Origin of the sequence: Jeotgalicoccus nanhaiensis (assembly GCF_015235105.1) — a bacterium.
Lineage (GTDB): Bacteria > Bacillota > Bacilli > Staphylococcales > Salinicoccaceae > Jeotgalicoccus > Jeotgalicoccus nanhaiensis.
Map to the genome: position 1 here is coordinate 108,857 of NZ_JADGLW010000003.1, position 26,119 is coordinate 134,975.

Sequence of the window (26,119 nt, forward strand, 5' to 3'; positions counted from 1 at the left end):
GCCTCTTTCTTTATTTTTTCTGGAGCATCGCAAGGATTCTCTCAAACTCTTCCTGAGACGTAAACTCCAGCTGAATCATTCCTTTATTTTTTACTTTTTTGATTTCCACATTTGTACCGTAATATTCTTTCAGCTGATTTTCATAGCCTTGTAAAAATTTCAGCTTTTTAGCCGTTCTTTTAATTTTTTTCTTTTTATCGAACGTTTTCACATACGCTTCAAGCGACCGTACACTCATATTCCCTTTAATCGCTTCTTCTGCCACCTGTTCCATTAACAGCGGATCTTTCAGCGACAGCAGGGTTCTGCCGTGCGCGCTGCTCAGCTTCTGCTCGTTCATAGCCCGCTTTACCGCAGCCGGCAAATTTAACAGCCGGAGCATATTCGCGATATAAGATCTCGATTTGCCGAGCCGCTGCGACAGTTCATCCTGAGTGAGTTCTGCTTTGGTCATAAGTTCCCTGTAGCTTTCCGCCTCTTCAAGCGCACTTAAATCTTCCCGCTGCAGGTTTTCTATAATCGCAAGTTCCATCATTTCCTTATCGGACATGCCGGTAATAATCGCAGGAATTTTCTCTAGTCCCGCTTTCATACTGGCCCGGAGCCGCCGCTCTCCTGCAACCAGCGTATAGCCTTTTACCGACTTTCTGACGGTAATCGGCTGCATTACGCCGTGAATTAAAATACTGTTTTTTAAATCTTCCAGCTTATCTTCGTCAAAAGTCTGTCTCGGCTGGTATGGATTTTTGCGGATATCCTTAAGGGGCAGTTCTATAATTTCCACCGTAATCTCACCGACTTTATATAGTTAAAATACAGTTCAATTATAACAGCAACCTTACTGTTTGTAAGTCAAAAAAGAACTCACACTGTCATGTGTGAGCACTATTTGTATATACGTATCGTGACTTCATGCAGCTCATCGGTTTCAGACGTCTCAATATTGACATCGATACCTTTGTCCTGCAGCTTCTTAATGTCACGCTCAAAGTCATTCAGCATAAAAGCAACATCGTCATTAAAGTTAATCTGCTCGATGCGGACCTTCTTCCGGTTCTTCACAGCGAGCTCTGTTTCTTTTACCGTCAAATTATCCTTAACGATATTTTTTAAAACGTCGCATTGGGTATCGTTATCGAGTATAAGCAGTGCCCGCGCGTGTCTTTCGGTGATATCATCTTTTTCGAGCGCTGTTATAACGTCGTTAGAGAGCTTCAAAAGCCTTAATTTATTGGCGATAAAAGACTGGCTTTTCCCGATACTCTCTGCGAGATCTTTCTGTGTAATATCATCCATTGCGAGCAGCTGTTTATAAGCTCTCGCTTCTTCGATACTCGATAAGTTTTCCCGCTGTATATTTTCAATCAGAGCAATTGCTGCTGATTCCTGGTCTGTTAAATACTTAACGATTGCCTGAGTGTCTTCGTAACCCAAATGTTTCAAGGCTCTGAACCTGCGCTCGCCTGCAATAATTTCATACATGCCCTCTTCGATAGGACGCAGGGTAATCGGCTGCAGCAGTCCGTGCGCTTTGATGGAATGTGCGAGTTCCTCAATGCGCTGATGATTAAATACAGTACGCGGCTGGTACTGGTTCGGGACGATATGTTCTACAGACACAGTCACCAGCGAATCATCATCAGAACGCGTTTCGCTTTTATCTATTAGATTAAATAATTTTGAAAATGGTTTTTTCACACATTCCACCATCCTTTTATTTTAATGGGGATTTGTTAGGCGTACCCGGTTTGCGCGGGTATTTCTTAGGTGTTTTACGTTTTTTGTCGATGATCATAATATAACGGTCGCTTTCTTCCTCAGGCAGCGACAGCTGATGAATCTTTGTCAGTTCTCCGCCGAGCAGGTCCAGCGCAAATTTGCTCTCATCGAGCTCCTCCTGCGCTTTCTTGCCTTTCATCACAATAAACTGGCCGCCTGTGCGGACGAGCGGCAGACACAGCTCAGATAAGACATTCAGCTGGGCAACAGCACGTGCCGTTACCACATCAAACATATGTCTCGCCTGGTGCTGGCCGAACGTTTCCGCTCTGTCGTGCACCAGGTGTATTTTATCGAGGCCGAGCACAGCAGTTAATTCATTTAAAAACGTAATGCGCTTATTCAAAGAATCAACGATTGTAATTTTTAAGTCCGGACGGATAATTTTCATTGGAATGCTCGGAAAACCGGCACCTGCGCCTACATCGCAAAGGCTCGCGCCTTCTTCAATATCCGCGTAGAAAAGCGGTGTAATGGAATCGTAGAAGTGTTTTAAATAGACTTCTTCGAGTTCGGTTACAGCAGTTAAGTTAATCTTTTCATTCCATTCTACAAGCATCTTGTAATAGGTCTTGAACTGGCCGATTTGTACCGCGGACAGCTCAATTCCTTTATCTTTTAAAGTGTTTATGAATTCTGTTTCGTTCATGCTTCTACCCTTTTCACATTACCTTGTTCGATATAGACAAGCAGAATGGAAATATCTGCCGGATTAACTCCTGAAATACGGGATGCCTGAGCGATATTCAGCGGCTTAACTTCTTTCAGTTTCATGCGCGCTTCTGTCGCGATTGAGTGCACTGCATCGTAATCGATGTTTTCAGGTATAGCCTTTTCTTCCATACGTTTCATTTTATCGACTTGCTGTAATGATTTTTTAATATAACCATCGTATTTAATCTGTACTTCAACCTGTTCGTATTCTTCCTGGTTCAGCGTAATCTCTTCATTTAAAATTTCCATGATTGACGCATAATCCATTTCCGGACGTCTTAATAAGTCCGCAGCGAGAATGCCGTCTTTCAGCGCTGTGCCGCCGCGCTCTGAAACGATATTCTGCGTGTGCTCATTCGGTTTAATGCGCACTTTCTGCAGGCGTTCCAGTTCCGCGTCGATGTTTGCTTTTTTCTTATTGAAACGAGCCAGACGCTCTTCGCTGATCAGGCCGTTATCATAACCGATTTCAGTCAGGCGGATGTCCGCGTTGTCATGACGGAGCAGCAATCTGTGTTCTGCACGTGATGTTAAGAGGCGGTACGGTTCATTGGTCCCTTTCGTTACCAGATCATCAATCAGTACGCCGATATATGCATCTGTACGGCTTAAAATTAACTCTTCTTTACCGAGTAGATTGTTCGCCGCGTTAATGCCCGCAATCAAACCCTGACCGGCTGCTTCTTCATAACCGCTCGTGCCGTTGATCTGCCCTGCCGTATAAAGATTTTTAATTTTCTTCGTTTCAAGCGTCGGCCACAGCTGGGTCGGTACTAATGCATCGTACTCAATTGCGTAGCCTGCGCGCATCATCCGTGCATTTTCAAGTCCCGGTATGCTCGTTACCATATCGCGCTGCACACTTTCCGGCATACTTGTTGATAAGCCCTGGACGTAAACTTCCTTCGTGTTGCGGCCTTCCGGCTCAAGGAAAATCTGGTGGCGCGGTTTATCGTTAAAACGGACAATCTTGTCTTCAATTGAAGGACAGTATCTCGGACCTGTTCCCTGAACCACACCTGAATACATAGCAGACAGGTGCAGGTTTGCTGTAATAATTTCGTGTGTTTCCTGTGATGTGTATGTTAACCAGCATGGCAGCTGATCCATAATGAATTCTGTCGTATCGAAGCTGAAAGCGCGCGGTACATCGTCCCCCGGCTGGATTTCAGTTTTCGAGTAATCGATAGAATCCGCGTTAACGCGCGGCGGTGTTCCCGTTTTAAAACGGATAATTTCAAAACCGAGCTCTTTCAGCTGATCTGCAAGCGCAAGTGACGGAATCTGATGATTCGGTCCGCTTGAATATTTTAAGTCGCCTAAAATAATTTCACCGCGCAGGAAAGTCCCTGTTGTAATAATTACTGCATCAGCATCGTATACGGTGCCGACATTCGTTTTCACACCGCGGATAACGTCATCTTCTATAATGAGTTCATCAACCAGTCCCTGCAGTATGTCGAGGTTCGGCTCCTGTTCAAGCACCGATTTCATTTCCTGCTGATAGAGGACTTTATCAGCCTGAGCGCGCAGTGCACGCACCGCAGGTCCTTTACCTGTATTCAGCATTCTCATTTGGATATGAGTTTTGTCTATTACTTTGGCCATCTGGCCGCCTAATGCATCCACTTCGCGCACGACGATTCCTTTTGCCGGACCTCCGACTGAAGGGTTACATGGCATAAATGCGATGTTATCCAGATTAATCGTCAGCATCAGTGTTTTTAATCCTTTACGGCTTGCTGCAAGCCCCGCTTCAACACCAGCGTGACCTGCGCCGATAACTATCACATCATATTTAATATTGCCGGTCATTATTTAACCTCCTGTATTTACTTCCCTAGACAGAATTGACTAAAGAGTTTATCTATTAATTGTTCCGATACGTCTTCTCCGATAACTTCTCCGAGCAGTTCCCATGTTTTTATAAGATCAATTTGGATAATATCCACGGGCACGTCCATTTCAGCCGAAGAGATTGCATCTTCAATTGCTGTTTTTGCCTGCTCGAGCAAATTAATGTGACGGTTATTCGACACGTAAGTCGAATCCGTCGATGAGAGGCTGCCTTCGAAAAACATCTCCTGGATTTCGTTTTCCAAATCGTCGACACCTTCACCATTTATAATGGATGTTTTAATTAATGGTATTTTAAAATGTTCCTCCAGATAATTAATATCCAGTTTATTTTCGAGGTCGAGCTTATTTACGATACCGATGACCTTTTTATCGTCCGCAGATTCGAGTAGTTCGAGATCTTCCGGTGTCAGCTCATCGTTGTTGTTCATCACGTATAAAATCAGTTCCGCGTCTTTAAGTGCTTCACGCGAACGTTCCACACCGATTTTTTCAACGATATCATCCGTTTCGCGGATACCGGCGGTATCCACGAGTTTCAACGGAATGCCGTTGACATTAACATATTCTTCTAAAATATCGCGCGTCGTGCCCGCAACATCAGTAACGATTGCTTTATTATCCTGAATTAAGTAGTTTAATAAAGAACTTTTTCCGACGTTCGGCTTGCCGACGATAACCGTGCTTAAACCTTCGCGTAAAATACGACCTTCCGTACTCGATTTCAGCAGTTTATCGATATTATCACTGACCTTTTTCGCTTCAGACAGCAGAAATGATGTCGTCGCTTCTTCGACGTCATCGTATTCCGGATAGTCGATGTTCACTTCGACCTGGGCAAGAATATTTAAAATGCTCTGACGGAGTTCTTCAATATACGTTTTCAAGCGTCCCTGCACTTGCTGGTTCGCAACTTTAGATGCTTCGTTCGTTTTCGCGCGGATAAAGTCCATGACCGCTTCAGCCTGCGATAAGTCTACCCGGCCGTTTAAAAAGGCGCGCTTCGTAAATTCACCAGGTTCCGCCATTCTCGCACCGTTGTTCAGCGTCAGCTGCAGCACACGGTTCACTGTATGAATACCGCCGTGGCAATTAATTTCCACGATGTCTTCTCTCGTGTAAGTCTTCGGTGCGCGCATTAAAGCCACCATAACTTCTTCGACCGTTTCACCAGTTTTCGGATCGATAATATGTCCGTAATTAATCGTGTGGCTGTCAGTATCGCTTAACTTTTTCGCCCCTTTATACAGACGGTCTGCAATTTCAATCGCATCTTCACCTGATAAACGAACGATGGCAATCGCCCCTTCACCAACCGGTGTGGAGATGCTTGAGATCGTTTCAAATTGCATGTTAAAAACTCCTTTTATTTCTTAGTTATCACGACGTAGCGGTTCGGTTCCCGTCCTTCTGAATACGTATCTATATGTTTTACCCTGCTTAAGACATGATGCATTATTTTACGTTCGAATGAAGGCATCGGTTCCATTTTAACCGGTTCGCCCGTGCGCATTGCTTTTTTCGACATATTAATAGCGAGACTCTCCAGCGTTTCGCGCCGTTTTGCACGGTAATTTTCTACGTCCAGAAGGACTGTGCCGTAACTTTTATATATCGTATTGAAGTAGTTTTGCGCGAGTTCCTGCAGCGCGTTTAAAGTCTGCCCGCGTTTGCCGATAATTTTAGCTGCAAGCTCTGCATGAAATTCAATTGTGACCGTTGTGTTTTTAACACTCACTTCAATGTCGTTTGGAATATTCATTTCACGTACGACGCTGGAAATATAAGCTGCTGTGTCATCCGCCGCACTATTAATCGAGGATTCGTACAGCGTTTCTTCATCCTCGGCACCGTCTTCAGTTTCAGGACGAAACTCAGCTGCCGGAGCTTCCTGGTTTGGAGCTTCCGCTCTTTCAGGCATCTTTTCTGTTATTGCAGGTTCAGGCTTTGCCGGTTCTTCAGCTTCTTCAAGCTGTCTCTGCACCTTCCGAGACCGCTGTTCAAGCATCGCATCGATGGAACCGTATGTTTTTAATTCCGGATTGATGATTGTCAGTTTCACTTCAGCATCGCGTCTGCCAAAACCTAAGAAACCGCCGCTCCCGCCGTCGATTACTTCAATCTTAATATCGTCTTCAGTTACGCCAAGCTCGTCTAATCCTTTTGCGACTGCATCATCTACTGTTTTTTCAGTATAAATTCTGTACATAATACTACCCCCGTATTATTTAATACATTTCGCGATTTTTAAGACATGCAATAATGATTTTTCCATCTCGTGATAGTTCATATCTTTGACGGGATTTCGGGCGATAACTACATATTCACGCGGTTTCAGCTCTGTTTTGTGAAGCTGATAAAATGCTCGGATGCGCCTTTTTATCTGGTTTCTTTTTACCGCGTTGCCGAGACGTTTGGACACACTGATGCCGAGTCTCAAATGCGGAATTTCATCGTTGTCCTTTAAGTAAACGACAAACTGCCTGTTAGCATATGATTTTCCTCTTTTAAAAATCAGTTTAAAATCTTTTTCTTTCTTAATTCTATATCGCTTTTTCATCATTATTACGCTCTTTCATATCTATGATTAATTATTATACTAAAAAGCACTCATTTTATAAAACATCCGGTATTGGCGCAAAAAAAAAGATCATCCTCGTCAGATGATCTAATGGTTATGCAGAAAGAACTTTTCTTCCTTTTCTTCTACGGCGTGCAAGAACTTTGCGGCCGTTTTTAGTACTCATTCTCTCACGGAAACCGTGTACTTTTGCACGTTTACGTTTATTTGGTTGATAGGTACGTTTTACCATTAATGACACCTCCGTTTAAATATATATCTCTGTCTTTTATCTTCTCTTAGAATTGCAACTATTAAAGAATACCAAAAATGTGCTGTCTTTTCAACTTTTTATTTGATATTCCTTCTATGAGATTACGGGAAAACCATAATAAAATGTGGATAACTTTTTTGCAGGATAAAGTTATCAACAGTTTAAAAAGGGTTTCTCCCACAAATCCACAGGCTGTATGTAATATTTTGTGGAAAACTGTTGATTATGTGCATAACTCTTAAAACTATTGATATACATAAGCAAATCAGTTATAATTTTACCCATATCGCTGTGGATAAGTAAGTTCTTCTGGATAGTTATCCACAGAATGTGCATAAGCTGTGCATAACTTTTCTACACCTGTGTATATGAGTTATCCACAGCCTGTTATTTGTGAATAAGAAAGGATTATTTTATGAGCAGCTTAAATAGTATTTGGGATAATGTCCTTGAAAATATCAGTGAAAATATCCCGACCGTCAGCTTTCAGACATGGTTTAAAGATACAAAACTGATCGATTTAAACAGCAGCAGCGCAATTGTCAAAGCGGATAACGAATTCCAGCAGGGCTGGCTGTCCGAAAAATATTTAACACTGATTGAAGAAAGCATCTACAGAGCGATCGGTGAAAAAGTTTCAGTTAAAATCGTTTTTCAAGATGAACAGCTGGATAATCCAGCACCCGCGAAAAATACAGCACCTGAAAAAAGCAGCCAGATAATGGATGTTCCTGTTAAACATGCTTTAAATGCCCAGCATACATTTGATACGTTCGTCATCGGCAACGGCAACCGCTTCTCGCATGCCGCTTCACTCGCAGTAGCGGAAGCGCCTGCGAAAGCATATAACCCGCTGTTTATATACGGGGGAGTCGGTCTCGGCAAGACGCATCTTATGCATGCTATCGGGAATTATGTGCTGGAGCACCGTCCAAATGCGAAAGTCGTTTATTTATCGAGTGAAAAATTTACGAATGAATTCATCAACTCGATCCGCGATAACAAAACTGAAGAGTTCCGCAACAAGTACCGCAATGTCGACGTCTTGTTAATCGATGATATTCAATTTCTGGCAGGCAAGGAATCAACGCAGGAAGAGTTTTTCCATACCTTTAACTCGCTGCATGAGAATGACAAGCAGATCGTTATCTCCAGCGACCGGACACCGAAGGAAATTCCGACGCTTGAAGACCGTTTGCGCTCGCGCTTTGAATGGGGGCTGATGACAGACGTCACACCGCCTGACCTCGAGACCAGAATTGCGATTCTGCGGAAGAAATGCGAAGAAGAAAATGTAGAGATTCCAAATGAAGCAATGATTTACATCGCCAACCATATTCATACAAATATCCGTGAACTGGAAGGCGCACTGACGCGCGTTGCAGCATACTCAAAAATTTCAAATCAGCCGATGACTCCGGAAGTAGTGTCTGAAGCGCTGAAAGACCTCGTTGTTACAACCAAGTCAAAACGTATGACAATACACGATATTCAAGTAGCCGTCAGCGAATATTACGGCATTCACATCGATGAGCTCGCCTCTAAAAAGCGGACCAAGTCCATCGCTTTCCCGAGACACGTCGCAATGTATCTGTCACGCGAACTCACTGACAATTCATTGCCTAAAATCGGTGAAGTGTTCGGCGGCCGGGATCATACAACTGTTATTCACGCGCATGAGAAAATTTCGAAGCTTGTTTCAGAAGATGAGTTATTCAGAGATGAATTAAAAGAAATCGAGAAAAAGCTTAATTAAATCTAATGTGAATACTGTGGATAAATGTTACACTGTAGTCAACACTTTGTACACATGTGGATAACTTTCTCTGTATAGCTTCAAGCCGGTTTTCCACATATCCACAGGACCTACTATTATTACTATTATTTTATATACTATATATCTATTAAATAAGGAGTACTCGCTTATGAAAATCAGTATTAAAAGACAATATTTTATCGAACAATTAAATCATTGTTTAAAAGCTATTTCACCAAGAACTACTTTGCCTATTTTAAACGGGATAAAAATCGATGTCTCTGATGATCAAATGATACTTACCGGCAGTGATTCGGAAATATCTATTGAAATTACAATACCTGCAGAAATTGATAATGAAGAAATCCTTGAAATCGAAGAACCCGGTTCAGTCGTTTTAACAGGCCGTTTCTTTGTAGACATCATTAAAAAACTTTCCGGTGATTTTGTAGATCTGGAAACAACTGAAAATTTCCAGACTAAAATTACCGCAGGAAAATCAGAATTTAACTTAAGCGGAAATGATTCAAATCAGTATCCTCTGCTTCCTGAAGTTAACGATGCAGACAGTTTAGTACTTTCTTCTGCAGTATTAAAAACAATTATTAACCAGACAAACTTTGCAGTTTCTTTATCTGAAACACGTCCTGTCTTAACAGGTGTAAACTGGAACTTTAACAAAGATAATATTTCATTTACTGCAACGGACTCCCACCGTCTTGCTTTAAGAAGACTGCTGGATAAAACATTTAACACGGAGATTTCAAATGCGATTATTCCAGGTAAATCATTGTCTGAACTCAGCAAGATACTCACAGACTCGGATGAAGATGTAGAAATTAACCTGTCGCAGAACCAGGTGCTGTTCACTTACGGCAATATGCGTTTTATCTCGCGTTTACTTGAAGGAAACTATCCGGATACCTCCCGTCTGTTCCCTGAAAATTATGAAACTAAGGTCAGCGTTAACAACTCCGAGTTTTACCATGCAATTGACCGTGTTTCACTCCTGGCACGTGAAGGCGGCAACAACGTTATCCGCATGACTGTGGAAAACAATAATGTGGAATTAACTTCGAACTCACCTGAAGTCGGTACGGTAAACGAAGCGGTCAACGCTTCTGCTATCGAAGGTGAAGGCATTAAAATTTCCTTTAACTCAAAATATATGATGGAAGCACTTCGTGCGATTCAGGACGAAGAAGTAACCATTGAATTCTTCGGCACGATGAGACCGTTCACTATTACACCGAGCGAATCTTCCGAAGTCGTACAACTGATTTTACCGATTAGAACATACTAATCAGGACGCAAATATTTAAGACCATGCCTTTTTTGATGAAAAACAGGCCTCTGGTCTCTTTTTTATGTTTACAGGTAGGTAAAAGCCTTTTTGCCTATAAAAGGCTCTAAACGCTTTATTTGGGCTTAAATAATGAAAATATATGTAAAATGTAGTATAATGAATGAGTATGTAATAGGAGGTTATGTCTATGGAAACGATTCATTTGGATAGCATGATAACACTCGGTAAATTTTTAAAATATAAAAATATTATCGGTACAGGCGGCGAAGCTAAATGGTTCTTAAGTGAACATGAAGTATTTTTAAACGGAGAGCCTGAGAACCGACGCGGCAAAAAACTGCACGATGGTGACGAATTGGTCATTGCAGGTGTCGGCGAATATAAATTTAAGTATCCGGTGCAATGATACTAAACGAAATTAAGCTCACAGATTTCAGGAATTATGATTCCTTGTCCCTGGCCTTTCATCCTAAGCTGAATATTTTTATCGGCCATAATGCCCAGGGAAAAACAAACCTGCTTGAGGCAATTTACTTTTTGTCCCTGGCGAAGAGCCACCGGACGTCAAAAGACAGGGAACTGATCCGGTTCGGCGCGGAAGATGCGTATATTAACGGGGTCATTACGACAGAGCACAGCACGCTGCCGCTCTCAATCGGTATTGCAAAAGGCGGGAAGCGGGCCAAGGTGAATCATCTTGAAGTCGCAAAACTGTCGCAGTACATCGGTCATTTGAATACGGTGCTGTTTGCTCCGGAAGATCTCAATATCGTTAAAGGATCACCGCAGGTCAGAAGAAAATTTATTAATATGGAATGCGGTCAGATATCGAAAATATATTTGAATCATTTATCCGACTATAACAAGGTTCTCGCTCAGAAAAATCAGTACTTAAAATCGCGCAGCGTCGATCAGATTATGATTGAAGTGCTGAATGACCAGCTTGCTCATCATGCAAGCCTGATTATTTTAAAACGTGAGCAGTTTATCGCCACGATTGAACGTCACGCTTCAAGAATTCATGCTGATATTTCAAACGGCAGAGAAATTTTAAATGTAGTCTATAACCCCAATATTAAATATGAGAGCGATAATCCGGGAGCATTGAAAGCGGAAATATCTGCTCTTTTAGCTGAGAATTTAAATAAAGAAATCGAACGAGGGACTTCACTTGTCGGTCCGCATCGGGACGATATCGGTTTTACGATTAATGATTTTGACGTTCAGACTTACGGCTCCCAAGGGCAGCAGCGTTCAACTGCGCTGTCTGTAAAACTTGCGGAGCTCGAATTAATCAAGGAGGAAGTTGGAGAATATCCGGTCCTGCTCTTGGACGACGTGCTCAGTGAACTTGATGAAGTGAGACAGGCGCATTTATTAACTTCAATCAGAAACCGGGTGCAGACGTTCGTTACGACGACTTCAATCAGCGATATCAACCATCAGATTATGGATGATATGCAGCTATTTGAAATAGAAAACGGCAAAATCAAAATCGATGAATAACGGAAGGTGAAAACATGGCTGAACAAAATATGGATCAATACGGTGCAAGTCAGATACAGGTGCTGGAAGGTCTTGAAGCGGTAAGAAAAAGACCGGGGATGTACATTGGTTCTACGTCATCACGCGGCTTGCACCACCTCGTATGGGAAATTATTGACAACAGTATCGACGAGGCGCTTGCAGGATATGCGTCTGAAATTAATGTCACTGTTGAAAAAGATAACTGGATTAAGGTTACGGACAATGGACGCGGTATTCCTGTAGATATCCAGGAGAAAATGGGACGTCCGGCAGTCGAGGTTATTTTAACAGTGCTGCACGCCGGCGGTAAGTTTGACGGCGGCAGCTATAAAGTTTCCGGCGGTCTGCACGGTGTCGGGTCATCCGTAGTTAACGCACTGAGTTCAAAACTTGAAGTATACGTGCATAAGAACGGCGAAATTCATTACCAGAGCTACACCCGCGGTGTACCGGATGCAGACTTAAAAGTCATTGGCGAAACGGATAAAACAGGAACGGTCATCCGTTTTAAAGCGGATGAAGAAATATTTACTGAAACGACAGAATACGAAATCGAAATTCTGCAGAAGCGTATTAAAGAACTCGCTTTCCTGAACAAGGGACTCGAAATTAAATTAATCGACGAGCGCGGCGAAGAAAATCTTGAATTTAAATACCACTATGAAGGCGGTATTAAATCCTACGTCGAGGAATTGAATAAGACGAAAGAAGCACTGCATGAAGAAATTATTTATATGGATGATTCAAAAGATGAAATCGAAGTTGAAATCGCAATGCAGTACAACCTCGGCTACACATCCACCCTTTTAACTTATGCCAATAATATTTATACACATGAAGGGGGAACGCACGAAGATGGCTTTAAACGTGCGCTGACAAGAGTGATTAACAGCTATGCAACGAAACAGAACCTGATTAAATCGACGGAAGAACGTTTATCCGGTGAAGATGTCAGAGAAGGTTTAACAGCAATCGTGTCAATTAAACACACGGATCCGCAATTCGAAGGTCAGACGAAGACCAAACTCGGAAACTCCGAAGCGCGCACGATTACAGATCAGCTGTTCTCGGCAGGATTCGAAAGATTCCTGATGGAAAATCCTCAGACGGCACAGGTAATTGTCGATAAAGGAATTACTGCACAGCACGCCCGTGTCGCAGCGAAAAAAGCGCGTGAAATGACAAGACGCAAGTCGGCGCTTGAAGTATCGAGCCTGCCGGGTAAACTTGCAGACTGTTCGAGCAAAGACCCTGCGAAAAGTGAACTGTTTATCGTAGAGGGTGATTCTGCCGGCGGTTCGGCAAAATCAGGACGCAACTCAAAAATTCAGGCAATTTTACCGCTCCGGGGTAAAATTTTAAACGTTGAAAAAGCACGTCTGGACAGAATTTTAGGAAACAATGAAATCCGTTCAATGGTAACGGCACTCGGCAGCGGTATCGGTGAAGAATTCGATATTGCGAAAGCCCGCTACCACAAAATTGTTATTATGACCGATGCGGATGTCGACGGTGCGCACATCAGAACACTGCTGTTAACGTTCTTCTACCGCTTTATGAGACCCTTAATCGAGCACGGTTACGTGTATATTGCACAGCCGCCTCTTTATAAACTGGAGCAGGGCAAGAAAAAATATTACGTTTACGATGATGAAGCGCTTGATGTTCTGCGCAGCACCTTACCTGAAACACCTAAAATTTCTATGTCGAGGTATAAAGGACTCGGTGAGATGAACGCCGATCAGCTGTGGGAAACGACGATGGATCCGGAACAGAGAAACCTTCTTCAGGTGGAACTGGATGATGCGATTGAAGCGGATCAGACATTTGAAATGCTGATGGGAGATGTCGTTGAATACCGGCGCAACTTTATCGAAGAAAATGCGAGATACGTTGAGAACCTCGACGTTTAATAAAGGAGATTTAATTTATGGCGGACCATGATGAACAATTTCAGCAAATAAATATTACGAAAACGATGCGCAGCTCGTTTTTAAGCTATGCCATGAGTGTTATCGTATCTCGTGCGCTGCCCGATGTCAGAGACGGCATGAAACCGGTGCACCGCAGAATTTTATACGGTATGCACGATAACGGTATGACTTCTGACAAGCCGTTTAAAAAATCAGCCCGTATCGTCGGAGATGTTATGGGTAAATACCACCCGCACGGTGACTCCTCAATTTACGATGCGATGGTGCGTATGGCTCAGGACTTCAGTTACCGCTACCCGCTCGTTCACGGCCAGGGGAACTTCGGTTCCATGGATGGCGACGGTGCAGCAGCAATGCGTTATACCGAAGCAAAAATGAGTAAAATCTCGATGGAATTAATGCGTGATATTAATAAAGATACAGTGGATTTCCAGCCGAACTATGATGAAAACGAACGGGAACCATCTGTCCTGCCGGCACGCTTCCCTAACCTTCTCGTCAATGGTACGAGCGGAATTGCTGTCGGTATGGCGACGAACATTCCGCCGCATAATCTGACGGAAGTCATCAATGCGGTACTCGAGCTTGCCGACAATCCGAATATTACGACCATGGAACTGATGGAACACGTTAAGGGGCCAGACTTCCCGACTGCAGGTTTGATTATCGGTAAAAGCGGCATTAAGCGCGCGTATGAAACAGGACACGGTTCTGTTATTATGCGGGCACGCTGTGAAGTGGAACTCATGAAGAACGGTAAAGAACGTATCGTTATTTCAGAAATCCCGTATCAGGTAAACAAGGCACGTCTCGTTGAGAAAATCGCGGAGTTAGTACGCGATAAAAAAATCGAAGGCATTACGGATTTGCGTGATGAAACGTCTCTTAAAGAAGGCGTCAGAATTATTATTGAGATCCGCAAGGATAAAAATGCGAATGTGATTTTAAATAATCTCTATAAACAAACGCCACTGCAGACATCATTCGGTGTCAACATGCTGGCGCTTGTGAACGGCGAACCGAAAGTACTCGCTTTAAAAGAAGTACTTTATCATTATTTAGAGCATCAGAAAGTTGTCGTGACGCGCCGGACGAAATACGAATTAAAACGTGCTGAAGACCGCGCGCATATTCTGGAAGGCTTGCTGATTGCACTCGATCACATCGATGAAATCATTAAAACAATCCGTGCATCCGATACGGATGAAGAAGCGAAAAACAGCCTGATGAGCCAGTTTGACTTGTCAGAACGCCAGTCCCAGGCTATTCTCGATATGAGATTACGCCGTCTGACTGGACTTGAACGCGGCAAAATCCAAAATGAATATGATGAGATTCTTAAAAATATCGAATATCTGAAAAGTATTCTGAACGATGACGAAAAACTGCTTGAAGTCATCAAAGAAGAACTAACGGATATCCGCGAACGCTTCGGAGATGAACGCCGGACGGAGATTACACTCGGCAGCATTTACGATATTGAAGACGAGGATTTAATTCCGAGAGAACAGATTGTTGTGACACTGAGCCATAACAACTACATCAAACGTCTGCCGGCTTCGACATACCGCGCACAGCACCGCGGCGGACGCGGCATTCAGGGCATGAATACGATCGATGATGACTTCGTCAGTCAGATTGTGACGATGAGTACACACGATTATATTCTGTTCTTTACGAACACAGGACGAGTTTACCGCCTGAAAGGCTACGAAATTCCTGAACTGTCACGCCAGTCGAAAGGACTGCCAATTGTTAACCTGATTGAAATCGAAAAAGATGAAAAAATCAGTACGATGATCAGCGTGAAAGACAAAGACGAAACTGAAGGCTACCAATTATTATTTGCGACGAAAAATGGTCTTGTGAAGCGTACACCGCTGGATGACTTTAAGCAGATTAATAAAAACGGTAAAATTGCCATCAGCTTCAGGGGCGAAGACGAACTCCTCGGTGTGCGTCTGACGGACGGTTCAACAGAAGTCATGCTCGGAACACGCGAAGGTTCACTAATACGCTTTGAAGAAGAACAGGTCAGAAGCATGGGCCGTACAGCAGCCGGTGTTAAAGGGATTAACCTTCGCGGTGACGACGAAGTCGTCGGTGTCGATGTCCTTGAGCCGGGTCAGCATGTCCTTATCGTTACGGATAAAGGCTACGGCAAGCTTACACATGAAGAAGAATACCGCTCCATTAAACGCGGCGGTTTCGGTGTGAAAACTGCGAACCTGACAGACAAAAACGGTAAACTGGTGTTTATCGCGTCAGTAGACCGGGATGAAGATATGATGATCGTGACGGACAAAGGCGTTATTATCCGCCTGACAATCGATGCGATATCAATTACAAGCCGTAATACGCAAGGTGTGAGACTCATTCGCTTAGACGAAGAGCAGGACGTTGCGACGGTTGCGGTAGTGAAAAATGAAATTGCAGAAGAAGAACTGGAAGACGAAGGTTCTGAGATGGCTGAGGAAACACTGGAAGCGGAAGACAATCTTGAAGTTGAAACCGATGAAGTCGAAGATAATCTCGATCCGGAATCAGAATCAGAAGAAGAATAGATAAAAAATAAGCACCGGGATTTCTAAACAGAAATCCCGGTGCTTATTTGCTGTTTTGAGCGATTTGGCGTTGAATTCTAAAACCCGCCCTATTTCCGGTATTCCAGTATATCGCCGGGCTGACAGTCCAGCACTTCGCAGATTTTCTCCAGTGTCGAGAAGCGGACGGCTTTTGCTTTATTGTTTTTCAATACCGATAAGTTCGCCATAGTCACGCCGACCTCATTGGCGAGTTCCGTCATGCTCATTTTTCTTTTGGCGAGCATTACATCAAGATTTACGATTATTTTCGTCATATTGTCAGCTCATTTTCCTGTTTGATTGATACTGCTTTCGAAAGTGTCTCTTTTAACACTACGACCAGTACATGTATCGCGAATGGAATAAATACTATCCCAGCTCCGAATAAGACGAGTCCAGGTGCATCATCGAGCTCGGCAAGCGTAAAGAAAAACGGCATTAAACCGATAGTTGCGATAGCAATGCTAAGTGTCAGTTTCTGAACCCGGTTCATGATGGTCAGTGTGTGACTTGAGAAAATTTCATCTCTGTCGATCAGTGTCAGCAGCTTATTTAAAGCATACACGATAAACAGCCCTAAAATCATATCAATCCAGACAACGGCAACCGCAATGTATACGACGGCATAAACCTCACCTTCTGAAGTGAAAAGCTGTATTCCCATCAAAAATCCAAATAATATAAGAATCGCTGCGGTAATCAGCAGCGTAATGCGCAGCACCAGCGTTTTTTTAATCACAGTTTTTCCTGCTTTCATATTTTATAAATTAAATTTACCACCTAACGTATCTAAAAACAATAAAAATATATCGTTTATCGATAAATTAAAGAAACCATACTTTCTTGTTTTTATTTTATGAAAGCGCTATAATAAAAATAGTTATTAGTGATTAGGCAGGTATATTATGACTCAAAGTACACATCGTGAATTTGGTAAATTCACTACACTCGTTGCATTGACTGATGAAGAAACAGCACTCCGTATACTGCCCCACTTTAAGTCATTTAAAGTGATGACGGGCAAAGTCGGATCTATGGATTTAAGCAAAGTCATCTCGTCGGTTGAAACTGCTGCAAAGCGCGGCGGACTCATTAATGGAGATATTTATCGTGAAACTCATTCTTTATATCACGCAATTTTAGAAGCGCTCCAAGGCGTGACCCGCGGAGATTTAAGCGTAGGGGAAATTATGCGTACTGTCGGTTTAAGGTTTGCGATTGTCAGAGGGAATCCATACGGCAGCGATGACGAAGGCGAATGGCTGGCTGTCTGTTTCTACGGAACAATCGGTGCGCCGATCAGAGGCAAAGAGCACGAAGCTTTGGGACTCGGTATTAATCATATTTAAATTAAATAGAATTGTCATAGACATTAGTTATTAGGGACATAAAAATCAATGGGATTTTTGTGTCTTTTTTTGTACGTAAATTTAGGAGGGATATCATGTCGGTTTTACATTTGGACGGCGAGCATTTAACGATTGATCAAGTAAAAGATTTCCTGGGAAATTCCGAAAGCACTGTGGAAATTACTGAAGATGCTTATAAGCGTGTGGATGCTTCCAGAAAAGTAGTGGAAAACATCATCGCAGAAGGTAAAACAATTTATGGAATTACGACCGGTTTCGGACTGTTCTGCGATGTTTTAATTTCAAAAGAGAAAGTGGAAGATCTGCAGACAAACTTAATCCGTTCCCACGCCTGCGGTGTCGGTAAATCTTTTGAACAGCCGGTAGCATTGTTAATGATGGTTTTCCGTTTAAACACGATGCTGAAAGGCCACTCAGGTGTAACAAGAGAACTGGTTGAGCAGCTGAGGCTATATATTAATAAACGCATTATTCCGGTGGTGCCGGAACAAGGTTCACTTGGTGCTTCAGGTGACCTTGCTCCCTTGTCGCATATGGCGCTGACGCTGATCGGCGAAGGCGAAGTATTCTTTATGGATGAGAGAAGAAATACACGCGATGTGCTGGAGTCGCTCGGCATCGAACCGATCACACTGCAGGCAAAAGAAGGCCTGGCACTGATTAACGGCACGCAGCCGATGACGGCCCAGGGTGTAATTAACTATATCGAAGCGGATAAACTGATGCACGACAGCTTATGGATTGCATCGCTGACGCACCAGGCTCTGAACGGCATTACAGATGCATACAACCATCAGATTCACGAATCAAGGGGTTATCCCGAACAAATCTACGTCGCAGAAAAAATGCTCGAGTATCTGGAAGGTTCACAGCTGACGACGCGTCAGGGCGAAGTGCGCGTGCAGGACGGCTACTCTATCAGATGTATTCCGCAGGTGCACGGTGCATCACTGCAGACGCTGAACTACGTTAAAGAAAAACTGGAAATAGAAATGAATGCAGCGAACGATAACCCGCTGATTTTCAGTGAAGATGAAGTCTATTCAGGCGGTAATTTCCACGGCCAGCCGATTGCGATTGCAATGGATCTCTTAAAAATTGGTGTCGCTGAAATTGCGAATATTACCGAGCGCCGCATCGAACGTTTAGTTAATCCGGCATTAAACGGTGATCTTCCGGCCTTCTTAAGCCCGGAAGAAGGCTTGCAGTCTGGAGCAATGATTTTACAATATGCCGCAGCGAGTCTCGTTTCTGAAAATAAAACACTCGCCCACCCGGCAAGTGTCGACTCTATCCCCTCTTCTGCCAACCAGGAAGACCATGTATCAATGGGGACAATCGGTGCACGTCATGCGAGAGATATTATTAACAACGCACGCTACGTGGTGGCCACAGAGCTGTTTATCGCGATGACGGGAGCAGAGATTAAAGGTAAAGACAAATTGTCTCCGGCAACGCGCAAAAAATTTGACGAATACCGTCTGATTGCGGACTTTATCGACCAGGACCGCAACTTCAGTATTGAAATTAATAACTTGTCTAAGGCATTAACGGAAGTTAATTAAAATAATTTGCACTTCTCCTTAAGAATTTGTTAAAAATTCAGAATTTATATAAGCTTGTCTTATATATCAAGTAATTCAGTAAAGGGGTTATGTTATGGTCTCGCGGAACGAGATGCGTCGTGAAAAAGGTTTTAAAATTTGGCGTTTCTTTGTGTTCAGTGCACTCGGGCTGTTTCTATTTTTCGTACCGGTCACCATGTCCGGAACAAGGTCGATTATGCTCGATCATATCGTCACTGTCATTCATAGCATTTTTGGGGAGAATATTCAGTATTACACCCTGGCAGTTGTTTTTGCCGGCACATTGATTCCGATTTTGACTAAAACATGGAAGAAGAGTGCATTTAATATTCTGTTTACGATTTTTAAAATACTCGGGCTCGTTATCGGCGTCATGGCTGTGTTTAATATCGGTCCTGCTTTCGTGCTTGATGAGAATATGGGGCCGTTTCTATACTACTCGCTCGCTATCAACTTGAGTCTCTTAATTCCGCTTGGCGGTGCAGCACTTGGACTCATTCTCGGCTACGGCTTCCTCGTTTTTATCGGAGTGCTGCTGGAGCCGGTCATGAGGAAACTGTTTAAAACACCCGGCCGTTCGGCAATGGATGCGATGGCTTCTCTCGTCGGCAGCTACTCAGTCGGGCTGCTGATAACGAACAGAACGTATAAAGAAGGTTTGTATAACAAAAAGGAAGGGCTCATTATAGCGACCGGCTTTTCCACAGTTTCAGTGACAATTATGGTGGTTGTCGCACGCACACTCGATTTGATGGACCACTGGGTGCTGTTTTTTATCATCGTTATACTTGTGACTTTCCTGGTCACTGCTTTGACGGCTTACCTGCCGCCGATACGCAATGAAAAGGAAATATATTTCAACGATAAAAACAGCATCACCGAAGAAGATTACGAAGGTAACATACTGGAGTATGCATGGTACAAGGCGAAGCAGCAGTCGCATAGTGCGCGTCCGCTGAGAGAAGATATATGGACGAACTTTCTTGAAGCGATGAAGATGACCGCTTCAGTCGTGCCGTCTGTTCTTTCTATCGGCCTGCTCGGTTTAATCATTGCGGAGTATACCGATGTGATTACTTGGATTTCCTACGTCTACTACCCGCTTCTCTATATGTTTCCGCTTGAGAATGTGCCGCTGATTGCTGAAGCGGTAACGATATCCATTGTCGAAATGTTCCTGCCTTCCCTGCTCGCTGCAGAAGCAGACATTGTGACACGGTTTATCGCCGGGGTGACTTCTATTTCAGCTGTCGTCTTTTTATCCGGCTTAGTTCCTGCGGTATTAAGTACGAGTTTGAATTTACAAGTATGGAAACTAATTGCTGTGTGGTTTATCCGCACAGTGCTCAGCTTGTTAATTGTAATACCAATCGCATTATTAATATTTTAAGGGGATGACAATATGACTAGAAAAATTACTGCTAAAACAGGTTTGGAAATCGAATGTAAAGGATGGGAACAGGAAGCGGCGCTCCGCATGCTGTATAACAACCTGGATCCTGAAGTTGCAGAACGTCCGGAAGATTTAGTTGTTTACGGGGGAATTGGTAAAGCGGCGCGGAACTGGGAGTCGTTTGAAGCAATTGAAAATACATTAAGAAATCTTGAAGCGGATGAAACGATGCTGATTCAGTCAGGGAAACCTGTTGCGGTATTCAAAACGCATGAGGAAGCGCCGAGAGTGCTGCTGTCGAACTCGGTACTTATACCGAAATGGGCTAACTGGGAGCACTTCAATGAACTCGATAAAAAAGGTTTGATGATGTACGGACAGATGACCGCCGGTTCATGGATATACATCGGTTCACAAGGAATCGTTCAGGGAACGTATGAAACATTTGCGGAGCTTGCGAACCAGAACTACGACGGCACACTGCGCGGCACAATCACACTGACTGCCGGCCTTGGCGGCATGGGCGGCGCGCAGCCTTTATCAGTCACAATGAACGAAGGGGTCGCACTTTGTGTTGATGTCGATGAAACGAGAATCGATAAACGGATTGAAACGCGTTACCTGGATATTAAAACTGATTCACTGGACGAAGCCTTAAAACTTGCAGCAGAAGCACGCGATGCAGGGAAACCATTATCGATAGGTTTAATCGGCAATGCTGCTGAAGTCCACCATGAAATCTTAAACCGCGGCTTTGAAATTGACGTCGTGACTGATCAGACCTCTGCGCATGACCCGTTAAACGGCTATGTGCCGGAAGGCTACTCACTTGAAGAGGCTAAAAAACTGCGTGAAGAAAACTCAGAAGAATACGTGAAACTATCGAGTGCTTCGATGGCAAAACACGTCGAAGCGATGCTGCAGTTCCAGAAAAACGGTGCAGTTGTCTTCGATTACGGAAATAATATCCGCCAGGTGGCATTTGATACAGGTGTTGAAAATGCATTCGATTTCCCGGGCTTCGTACCGGCTTATATCAGACCGCTATTCTGTGAAGGTAAAGGACCCTTCCGCTTTGCAGCCTTAAGCGGAGACCCGAACGACATTGCGGTTGCTGATAAGAAGATGCGTGAACTCTTCCCTGAAAATGAGAAATTGATGCGTTGGCTCGATATGGCGGAAGAAAAAATTGCCTTCCAGGGGCTGCCTGCACGCATCGCCTGGCTCGGTTACGGCGAACGCGCGAAGATGGGCCTCGCCCTCAATGAACTAGTTAAGTCCGGAGAAATTTCGGCGCCGATCGTTATCGGCCGGGATCATTTGGACTCAGGGTCTGTCGCCAGTCCGAACCGCGAAACAGAAAGCATGAAAGACGGCAGCGATGCAGTCGGCGACTGGGCAATTCTAAACGCTCTTGTGAACACGGCTGCGGGCGGTTCATGGATCAGTGTACACCACGGCGGCGGTGTCGGTATGGGCTACTCGCTTCACGCCGGTATGGTAGTCGTCGCGGACGGCACTGACCGTGCAGCAAAAAGACTGGGCCGCGTATTAACAACAGATCCGGGTATGGGAGTGGCAAGACACGCAGATGCAGGCTACGATATCGCAATCAATACAGCGAAAGAACGCGGTGTGAATATACCAATGTTAAAGGAGAATAAATAATGAATGATGTAATGATCACAAATATAAAGTCATTAATTTTACCGAAAAAAACCGATGGACCGTTAAAAGGCAAAGAAATGGACGAATTGAACATTGTCGATGACGCTATTGTTGTTATTAAAGACGGCAAGATTGTCTATGCGGGAGCAAAAACAGATGAGTACGAAACAAAAGAAACTATCGATGCAGAAGGCAAAATCGTTTCCCCTGCCCTCGTTGAACCTCATACGCATATCGTGCACGGCGGTTCACGCGAGCATGAAATGTCACTGAAACGCCAGGGAGTTGACTACTTAACGATACTTGAACAGGGCGGCGGTATTTTAAATACAGTTGAACAGACGCAGAAAGCGTCGTTCGATGAACTGTTAAACAAAGCATCAGTTAACATGACACGCATGATTCAGCACGGCGTGTTAACTGTTGAAAGCAAAAGCGGCTATGGACTCGACCGTGAGAACGAATTAAAACAGCTTAAAGTATCAAAAGCGCTGGAAGATAAATTCCCTGTGCTGATGCGTCACACCTTCTTAGGCCCCCACGCCATTCCTAAAGGCAGAGAAGCTGAAGAATTTTTACAGGAGATGACGGATTTACTCGATGAAGTAAAAGACTATGCAGATTTCGCTGATATCTTTACGGAAACAGGTGTATTCTCTGTCGACCAGTCGAGAAAATACATGGAAGCGGCACGCGAAAAAGGATTCCGCGTGAAAATCCATGCAGATGAAATCGATCCTCTCGGCGGCTTAGAACTTGCGATTGAGCAGGATGCAATCAGTGCAGACCATTTAGTGGCAGCGAGCGAAGAAGGCAAAAAGCAGCTGGCTGATTCAAATACGGTGGCGGTACTGCTGCCTGGGACAACATTCTATCTTGGTAAAAACGAATTCGCTGATGCGCGCGGCATGATTGATCAGGGTGGCGCCGTGTCTCTCGCGACTGACTATAACCCGGGCAGCTGTGTGACTGACAATCTGCAGATGATTATGGCTATTGCGGCGTTGAAACTCAAAATGACGCCGAATGAAATCTGGAATGCGGTAACGGTGAATGCAGCTCACGCTATCGATGCCGACCGCGGCACGCTCGAGCCGGGAGATGCTGCGAACATCGTCGTCTGGGATGCACCTAATCATGAGTACATTCCATATCACTACGGTGTAAACCATGCTTACAAAGTCATTGCAGACGGCAAACTGATTTTTGAACGTCCGGGCTTAAATTTATAAACTTGCGTTTTTAAAGGCCACGTTATAAAATAGCACCAAGTTAATATTTACTACTTTGAAAGAAGCAGTAGTATATCTGCGTCTATAGAGAAATCATGGCTGGTGGAAATGATTGCGTGATATGCGAATTTCTGTCTTTCGATAAATAAAGTAGCCGGTGAAAGCCGTTAAAATGTTAGAGATAGTATCAGTAAATGGTGCTAATTAGGGTGGCAACGCGTAGACCACGTCCCTTTCAGGGGACGTGGTTTTTATTTTTCCCTGATCTAAGCATTAAATATAAAAATTTTGGAGGTATGCACATGTTAGACATTAAAGTACTGCGCAACGACACTGAGACGGTTAAAAAGAAAGTAGCACAGCGCGGGCTGGAACCTGTGTTAATCGATGATATTTTACAGCTGGATAAAGAAAGACGTGCACTGATCGCTGAAACGGAAGAGCTGAAGAGCCGCCGCAACAAAGTATCACAGGAAATCGCTGTGAAGAAGAAAAACAAGGAAGATGCTGAGGACGTAATTAAGGAAATGCGGGACGTCGGTGAACGCATTAAGGAAATCGATGAAAGACTGAATACGATTCAAAGTGATTATCACGATAAAATGAGCCGTATCCCGAACTTAATTCACGATGACGTGCCTGAAGGCAAAGATGACTCTGAAAACGTGGAAATCCGCCGTACCGGAGAGCCCCGCTCCTTTGATTTCGAGCCGAAAGCGCACTGGGACATTTTAGAAGACCTTGAACTTGCCGACTTCGACCGTGCTGCCAAAGTATCAGGTGCGCGCTTTGTCTACCATACTGGAGACGGTGCCCGCCTAGAGCGCGCACTGATGAACTTCATGCTTGATGTGCACAACAAAAATGGCTACCGTGAAATGATGACGCCGCAGATTGTTCGTGCAGAAGCAATGTACGCAACAGGACAGCTGCCGAAATTCGGCGAGGACCTCTTCAAAATCGAAGATGAGGAAATGTATACGATTCCGACTTCAGAAGTGACATTGACGAACTTTCACAAGGACGAAACGCTGGCAGCTGACCAGGTGCCGGTGAAATTCACTGCACAGACTGCATGTTTCAGAAGTGAAGCCGGTTCTGCCGGGAGAGATACACGCGGTTTAATCCGCCTGCATCAGTTCAACAAAGTTGAAATGGTGCGTCTTGAACGCCCTGAAGATTCATGGGCAGCACTTGAAGAAATGACAGAACATGCCGAGAACATCTTAAACTTACTCGATATTCCGCACCGCACAGTGCTGCTCTGTACAGGCGATATCGGTTTCGGATCATCGAAAACATATGATGTTGAAGTATGGCTGCCGAGCTATAATGACTACAAGGAAATCAGCTCTATTTCAAATATGACGGACTTCCAGGCACGCCGCGGAAACATTAAATTCAAACGAGACAAAGACTCTAGACCTGAATTGCTGCACACGCTGAACGGCAGCGGACTTGCTGTCGGCAGAACGATGGCAGCGCTCCTTGAGAACTACCAAAACGAAGACGGCTCAGTGACTGTACCTGAAGTCCTTCAGCCATATATGGGTGGTCAGGAGAAGCTCGAAAGGTTATAATATAAATACCGAATGCTCCTATTCAAGACCAATAGGAGCATTCATTTTTAAAAGTACTAAAAGAGGAGTGTAACATTGAACAACAAAATACCAACGGGTACCTTAACCCTTACACTGCTCGCTGTTGTAGCTTATATTATGCTCACGGAGATCACCTTAATATTCGGTCCTGTCGTGATGCCATTTGCAATATACTTACTGTTGAAAATCAGGCAGCAGTCGAACGTCAACTACTGGATTTTATTTTTCAGTTTTCTTATACCGGCAGTACTGTTTCTGTCGCCGCTTGCTGCGGGCAGCTTTATAATTTTATACATCATTACAAGTCTTCTTGCCCATACGCTCGATAAGAACATGTCGCAGGAACTGACGCTGTTTTATACGACATTCGCTATCGGTTTAAGTACGATGGCGGCAGTTGTGGTCATGCAGATGCTCGGTTTCTTAAGACCTTTATCGGAAATATATTCGACCTTCAGAAACTGGTATGCTGAACAGCTCAATGCTGTCAGCGAACTGACGCCTGCAGGTGTAGACGGAGAGACGATTCTTCAGTCGATGGATTTATACTTCCAGAACCTGCCTGCATTTTTAATAATCGGCAGTTTTTTCCTTGCCTTATACATTATCCTGATCGTCAGAATATTACCTCAGGACAGCAGGGAAATGTGGCACTACCGCAGTTTTGACAGATGGATGATGCCGAGAATGCTGCTTTATTTATATCTGCTGATTTTCATCATCATGCTGTTCAGCGGCAGCTGGGAAGAAAGCACTATTACCCTGTACAGTAATATTTCTCTCCTCCTGGAGTGGGGACTGTTCATCCACGGGCTTGCATTCGCTTATTATTTCATGCTTCAGAAAAAACTGAACAAAGTGCTGGCTGCTATTATATTAATACCGCTCGTACTTTTCAGACCTGTCACTGTACTTATCGGACTGTTCGAAATGATCTTTAGAATTCGATTAATCATGGAATTGAGGAGGAAATAGCA

The 26,119-nt window shown here is 43.9% G+C and carries 23 protein-coding genes; 13 read left to right on the top strand and 10 right to left on the bottom strand.

The window, feature by feature from the left end:
• Window positions 1-10: 10 nt before the first annotated feature.
• The 8 genes from IR135_RS05110 to rpmH form a co-directional block, all read right to left on the bottom strand.
• Complete coding sequence (locus tag IR135_RS05110) at window positions 11-784, bottom strand: ParB/RepB/Spo0J family partition protein (RefSeq protein ID WP_318272282.1); 774 nt, start codon at window positions 782-784, stop codon at window positions 11-13.
• 101 nt (window positions 785-885) lie between these two features.
• Window positions 886-1,698, bottom strand: coding sequence for a ParB/RepB/Spo0J family partition protein (locus IR135_RS05115; RefSeq protein WP_115885573.1), 813 nt, complete (start codon window positions 1,696-1,698; stop codon window positions 886-888).
• 16 nt (window positions 1,699-1,714) lie between these two features.
• Window positions 1,715-2,428, bottom strand: a complete 714-nt coding sequence (gene rsmG / locus IR135_RS05120) for a 16S rRNA (guanine(527)-N(7))-methyltransferase RsmG (RefSeq protein ID WP_135097312.1) — start codon at window positions 2,426-2,428, stop codon at window positions 1,715-1,717.
• Window positions 2,425-4,308 carry a tRNA uridine-5-carboxymethylaminomethyl(34) synthesis enzyme MnmG gene (gene mnmG, locus IR135_RS05125; RefSeq protein WP_135097314.1) on the bottom strand — a complete coding sequence of 628 codons (1,884 nt, stop codon included), beginning with the start codon at window positions 4,306-4,308 and terminating at the stop codon, window positions 2,425-2,427. Before mnmG ends, rsmG begins: the two co-directional genes overlap by 4 nt.
• A gap of 17 nt (window positions 4,309-4,325) precedes the next feature.
• On the bottom strand, window positions 4,326-5,702 hold the full coding sequence (gene mnmE, locus IR135_RS05130) for a tRNA uridine-5-carboxymethylaminomethyl(34) synthesis GTPase MnmE (protein ID WP_135097316.1): 1,377 nt from the start codon (window positions 5,700-5,702) through the stop codon (window positions 4,326-4,328).
• Window positions 5,703-5,716: 14 nt separating this feature from the next.
• A complete protein-coding gene (jag, locus tag IR135_RS05135; RefSeq protein ID WP_135097318.1) occupies window positions 5,717-6,559 on the bottom strand; it encodes an RNA-binding cell elongation regulator Jag/EloR in 843 nt (280 codons plus the stop codon).
• Window positions 6,560-6,574: 15 nt separating this feature from the next.
• On the bottom strand, window positions 6,575-6,910 hold the full coding sequence (gene rnpA, locus IR135_RS05140) for a ribonuclease P protein component (protein WP_167753384.1): 336 nt from the start codon (window positions 6,908-6,910) through the stop codon (window positions 6,575-6,577).
• A 115-nt stretch (window positions 6,911-7,025) separates the two neighbouring features.
• Window positions 7,026-7,163, bottom strand: coding sequence for a 50S ribosomal protein L34 (gene rpmH, locus IR135_RS05145; RefSeq protein ID WP_026859410.1), 138 nt, complete (start codon window positions 7,161-7,163; stop codon window positions 7,026-7,028).
• 436 nt (window positions 7,164-7,599) lie between these two features.
• On the opposite strand from rpmH, the gene dnaA reads away from it, so the two are divergent.
• The 6 genes from dnaA to gyrA all read left to right on the top strand — a co-directional run bounded on the left by dnaA (window position 7,600) and on the right by gyrA (window position 16,271).
• A complete protein-coding gene (gene dnaA, locus IR135_RS05150) occupies window positions 7,600-8,940 on the top strand; it encodes a chromosomal replication initiator protein DnaA (RefSeq protein ID WP_135097322.1) in 1,341 nt (446 codons plus the stop codon).
• A gap of 169 nt (window positions 8,941-9,109) precedes the next feature.
• Window positions 9,110-10,243 carry a DNA polymerase III subunit beta gene (dnaN, locus tag IR135_RS05155; RefSeq protein ID WP_135097324.1) on the top strand — a complete coding sequence of 378 codons (1,134 nt, stop codon included), beginning with the start codon at window positions 9,110-9,112 and terminating at the stop codon, window positions 10,241-10,243.
• Window positions 10,244-10,433: 190 nt separating this feature from the next.
• Window positions 10,434-10,652, top strand: a complete 219-nt coding sequence (locus tag IR135_RS05160; RefSeq protein ID WP_115885565.1) for an RNA-binding S4 domain-containing protein — start codon at window positions 10,434-10,436, stop codon at window positions 10,650-10,652.
• Entirely contained in the window at window positions 10,649-11,752 is a 1,104-nt protein-coding gene (gene recF, locus IR135_RS05165) for a DNA replication/repair protein RecF (RefSeq protein WP_135097326.1), read from the top strand. Before IR135_RS05160 ends, recF begins: the two co-directional genes overlap by 4 nt.
• Before the next feature lie 14 nt (window positions 11,753-11,766).
• Window positions 11,767-13,686 carry a DNA topoisomerase (ATP-hydrolyzing) subunit B gene (gyrB, locus tag IR135_RS05170; RefSeq protein ID WP_135097328.1) on the top strand — a complete coding sequence of 640 codons (1,920 nt, stop codon included), beginning with the start codon at window positions 11,767-11,769 and terminating at the stop codon, window positions 13,684-13,686.
• Between the two features lie 17 nt (window positions 13,687-13,703).
• Window positions 13,704-16,271 (top strand): DNA gyrase subunit A, encoded by a 2,568-nt coding sequence (gyrA, locus tag IR135_RS05175; protein WP_135097330.1) that lies wholly within the window; start codon window positions 13,704-13,706, stop codon window positions 16,269-16,271.
• A gap of 89 nt (window positions 16,272-16,360) precedes the next feature.
• Here the strand turns inward: gyrA and IR135_RS05180 are convergent, their stop codons facing one another.
• Both IR135_RS05180 and IR135_RS05185 read right to left on the bottom strand, forming a co-directional pair.
• The gene (locus IR135_RS05180; RefSeq protein ID WP_115885561.1) at window positions 16,361-16,567 is read right to left on the bottom strand and encodes a helix-turn-helix domain-containing protein; all 207 of its coding nucleotides are present in this window, start codon (window positions 16,565-16,567) and stop codon (window positions 16,361-16,363) included.
• Window positions 16,564-17,031: a DUF2975 domain-containing protein gene (locus IR135_RS05185; protein WP_167753366.1), complete on the bottom strand. Its 468-nt coding sequence runs from the start codon at window positions 17,029-17,031 to the stop codon at window positions 16,564-16,566. The genes IR135_RS05180 and IR135_RS05185 overlap by 4 nt, the downstream gene beginning before the upstream one ends.
• A gap of 166 nt (window positions 17,032-17,197) precedes the next feature.
• Here IR135_RS05185 and hutP point away from each other — a divergent pair, with 166 nt between their 5' ends.
• The 7 genes from hutP (at window position 17,198) to IR135_RS05220 (ending at window position 26,117) form a co-directional block, all read left to right on the top strand.
• Window positions 17,198-17,641, top strand: coding sequence for a hut operon transcriptional regulator HutP (gene hutP / locus IR135_RS05190; protein WP_228063433.1), 444 nt, complete (start codon window positions 17,198-17,200; stop codon window positions 17,639-17,641).
• Between the two features lie 95 nt (window positions 17,642-17,736).
• Window positions 17,737-19,227: a histidine ammonia-lyase gene (gene hutH, locus IR135_RS05195; protein ID WP_135097334.1), complete on the top strand. Its 1,491-nt coding sequence runs from the start codon at window positions 17,737-17,739 to the stop codon at window positions 19,225-19,227.
• A 94-nt stretch (window positions 19,228-19,321) separates the two neighbouring features.
• A complete protein-coding gene (locus IR135_RS05200) occupies window positions 19,322-20,638 on the top strand; it encodes a YjiH family protein (protein ID WP_135097336.1) in 1,317 nt (438 codons plus the stop codon).
• Between the two features lie 12 nt (window positions 20,639-20,650).
• Window positions 20,651-22,309: a urocanate hydratase gene (gene hutU, locus IR135_RS05205; protein WP_135097338.1), complete on the top strand. Its 1,659-nt coding sequence runs from the start codon at window positions 20,651-20,653 to the stop codon at window positions 22,307-22,309.
• Window positions 22,309-23,541 carry an imidazolonepropionase gene (hutI, locus tag IR135_RS05210; protein ID WP_135097340.1) on the top strand — a complete coding sequence of 411 codons (1,233 nt, stop codon included), beginning with the start codon at window positions 22,309-22,311 and terminating at the stop codon, window positions 23,539-23,541. Before hutU ends, hutI begins: the two co-directional genes overlap by 1 nt.
• Window positions 23,542-23,843: 302 nt before the next feature.
• Window positions 23,844-25,121 carry a serine--tRNA ligase gene (gene serS, locus IR135_RS05215; RefSeq protein ID WP_135097342.1) on the top strand — a complete coding sequence of 426 codons (1,278 nt, stop codon included), beginning with the start codon at window positions 23,844-23,846 and terminating at the stop codon, window positions 25,119-25,121.
• A 75-nt stretch (window positions 25,122-25,196) separates the two neighbouring features.
• A complete protein-coding gene (locus IR135_RS05220) occupies window positions 25,197-26,117 on the top strand; it encodes a DUF2232 domain-containing protein (protein WP_135097344.1) in 921 nt (306 codons plus the stop codon).
• Window positions 26,118-26,119: the final 2 nt, after the last annotated feature.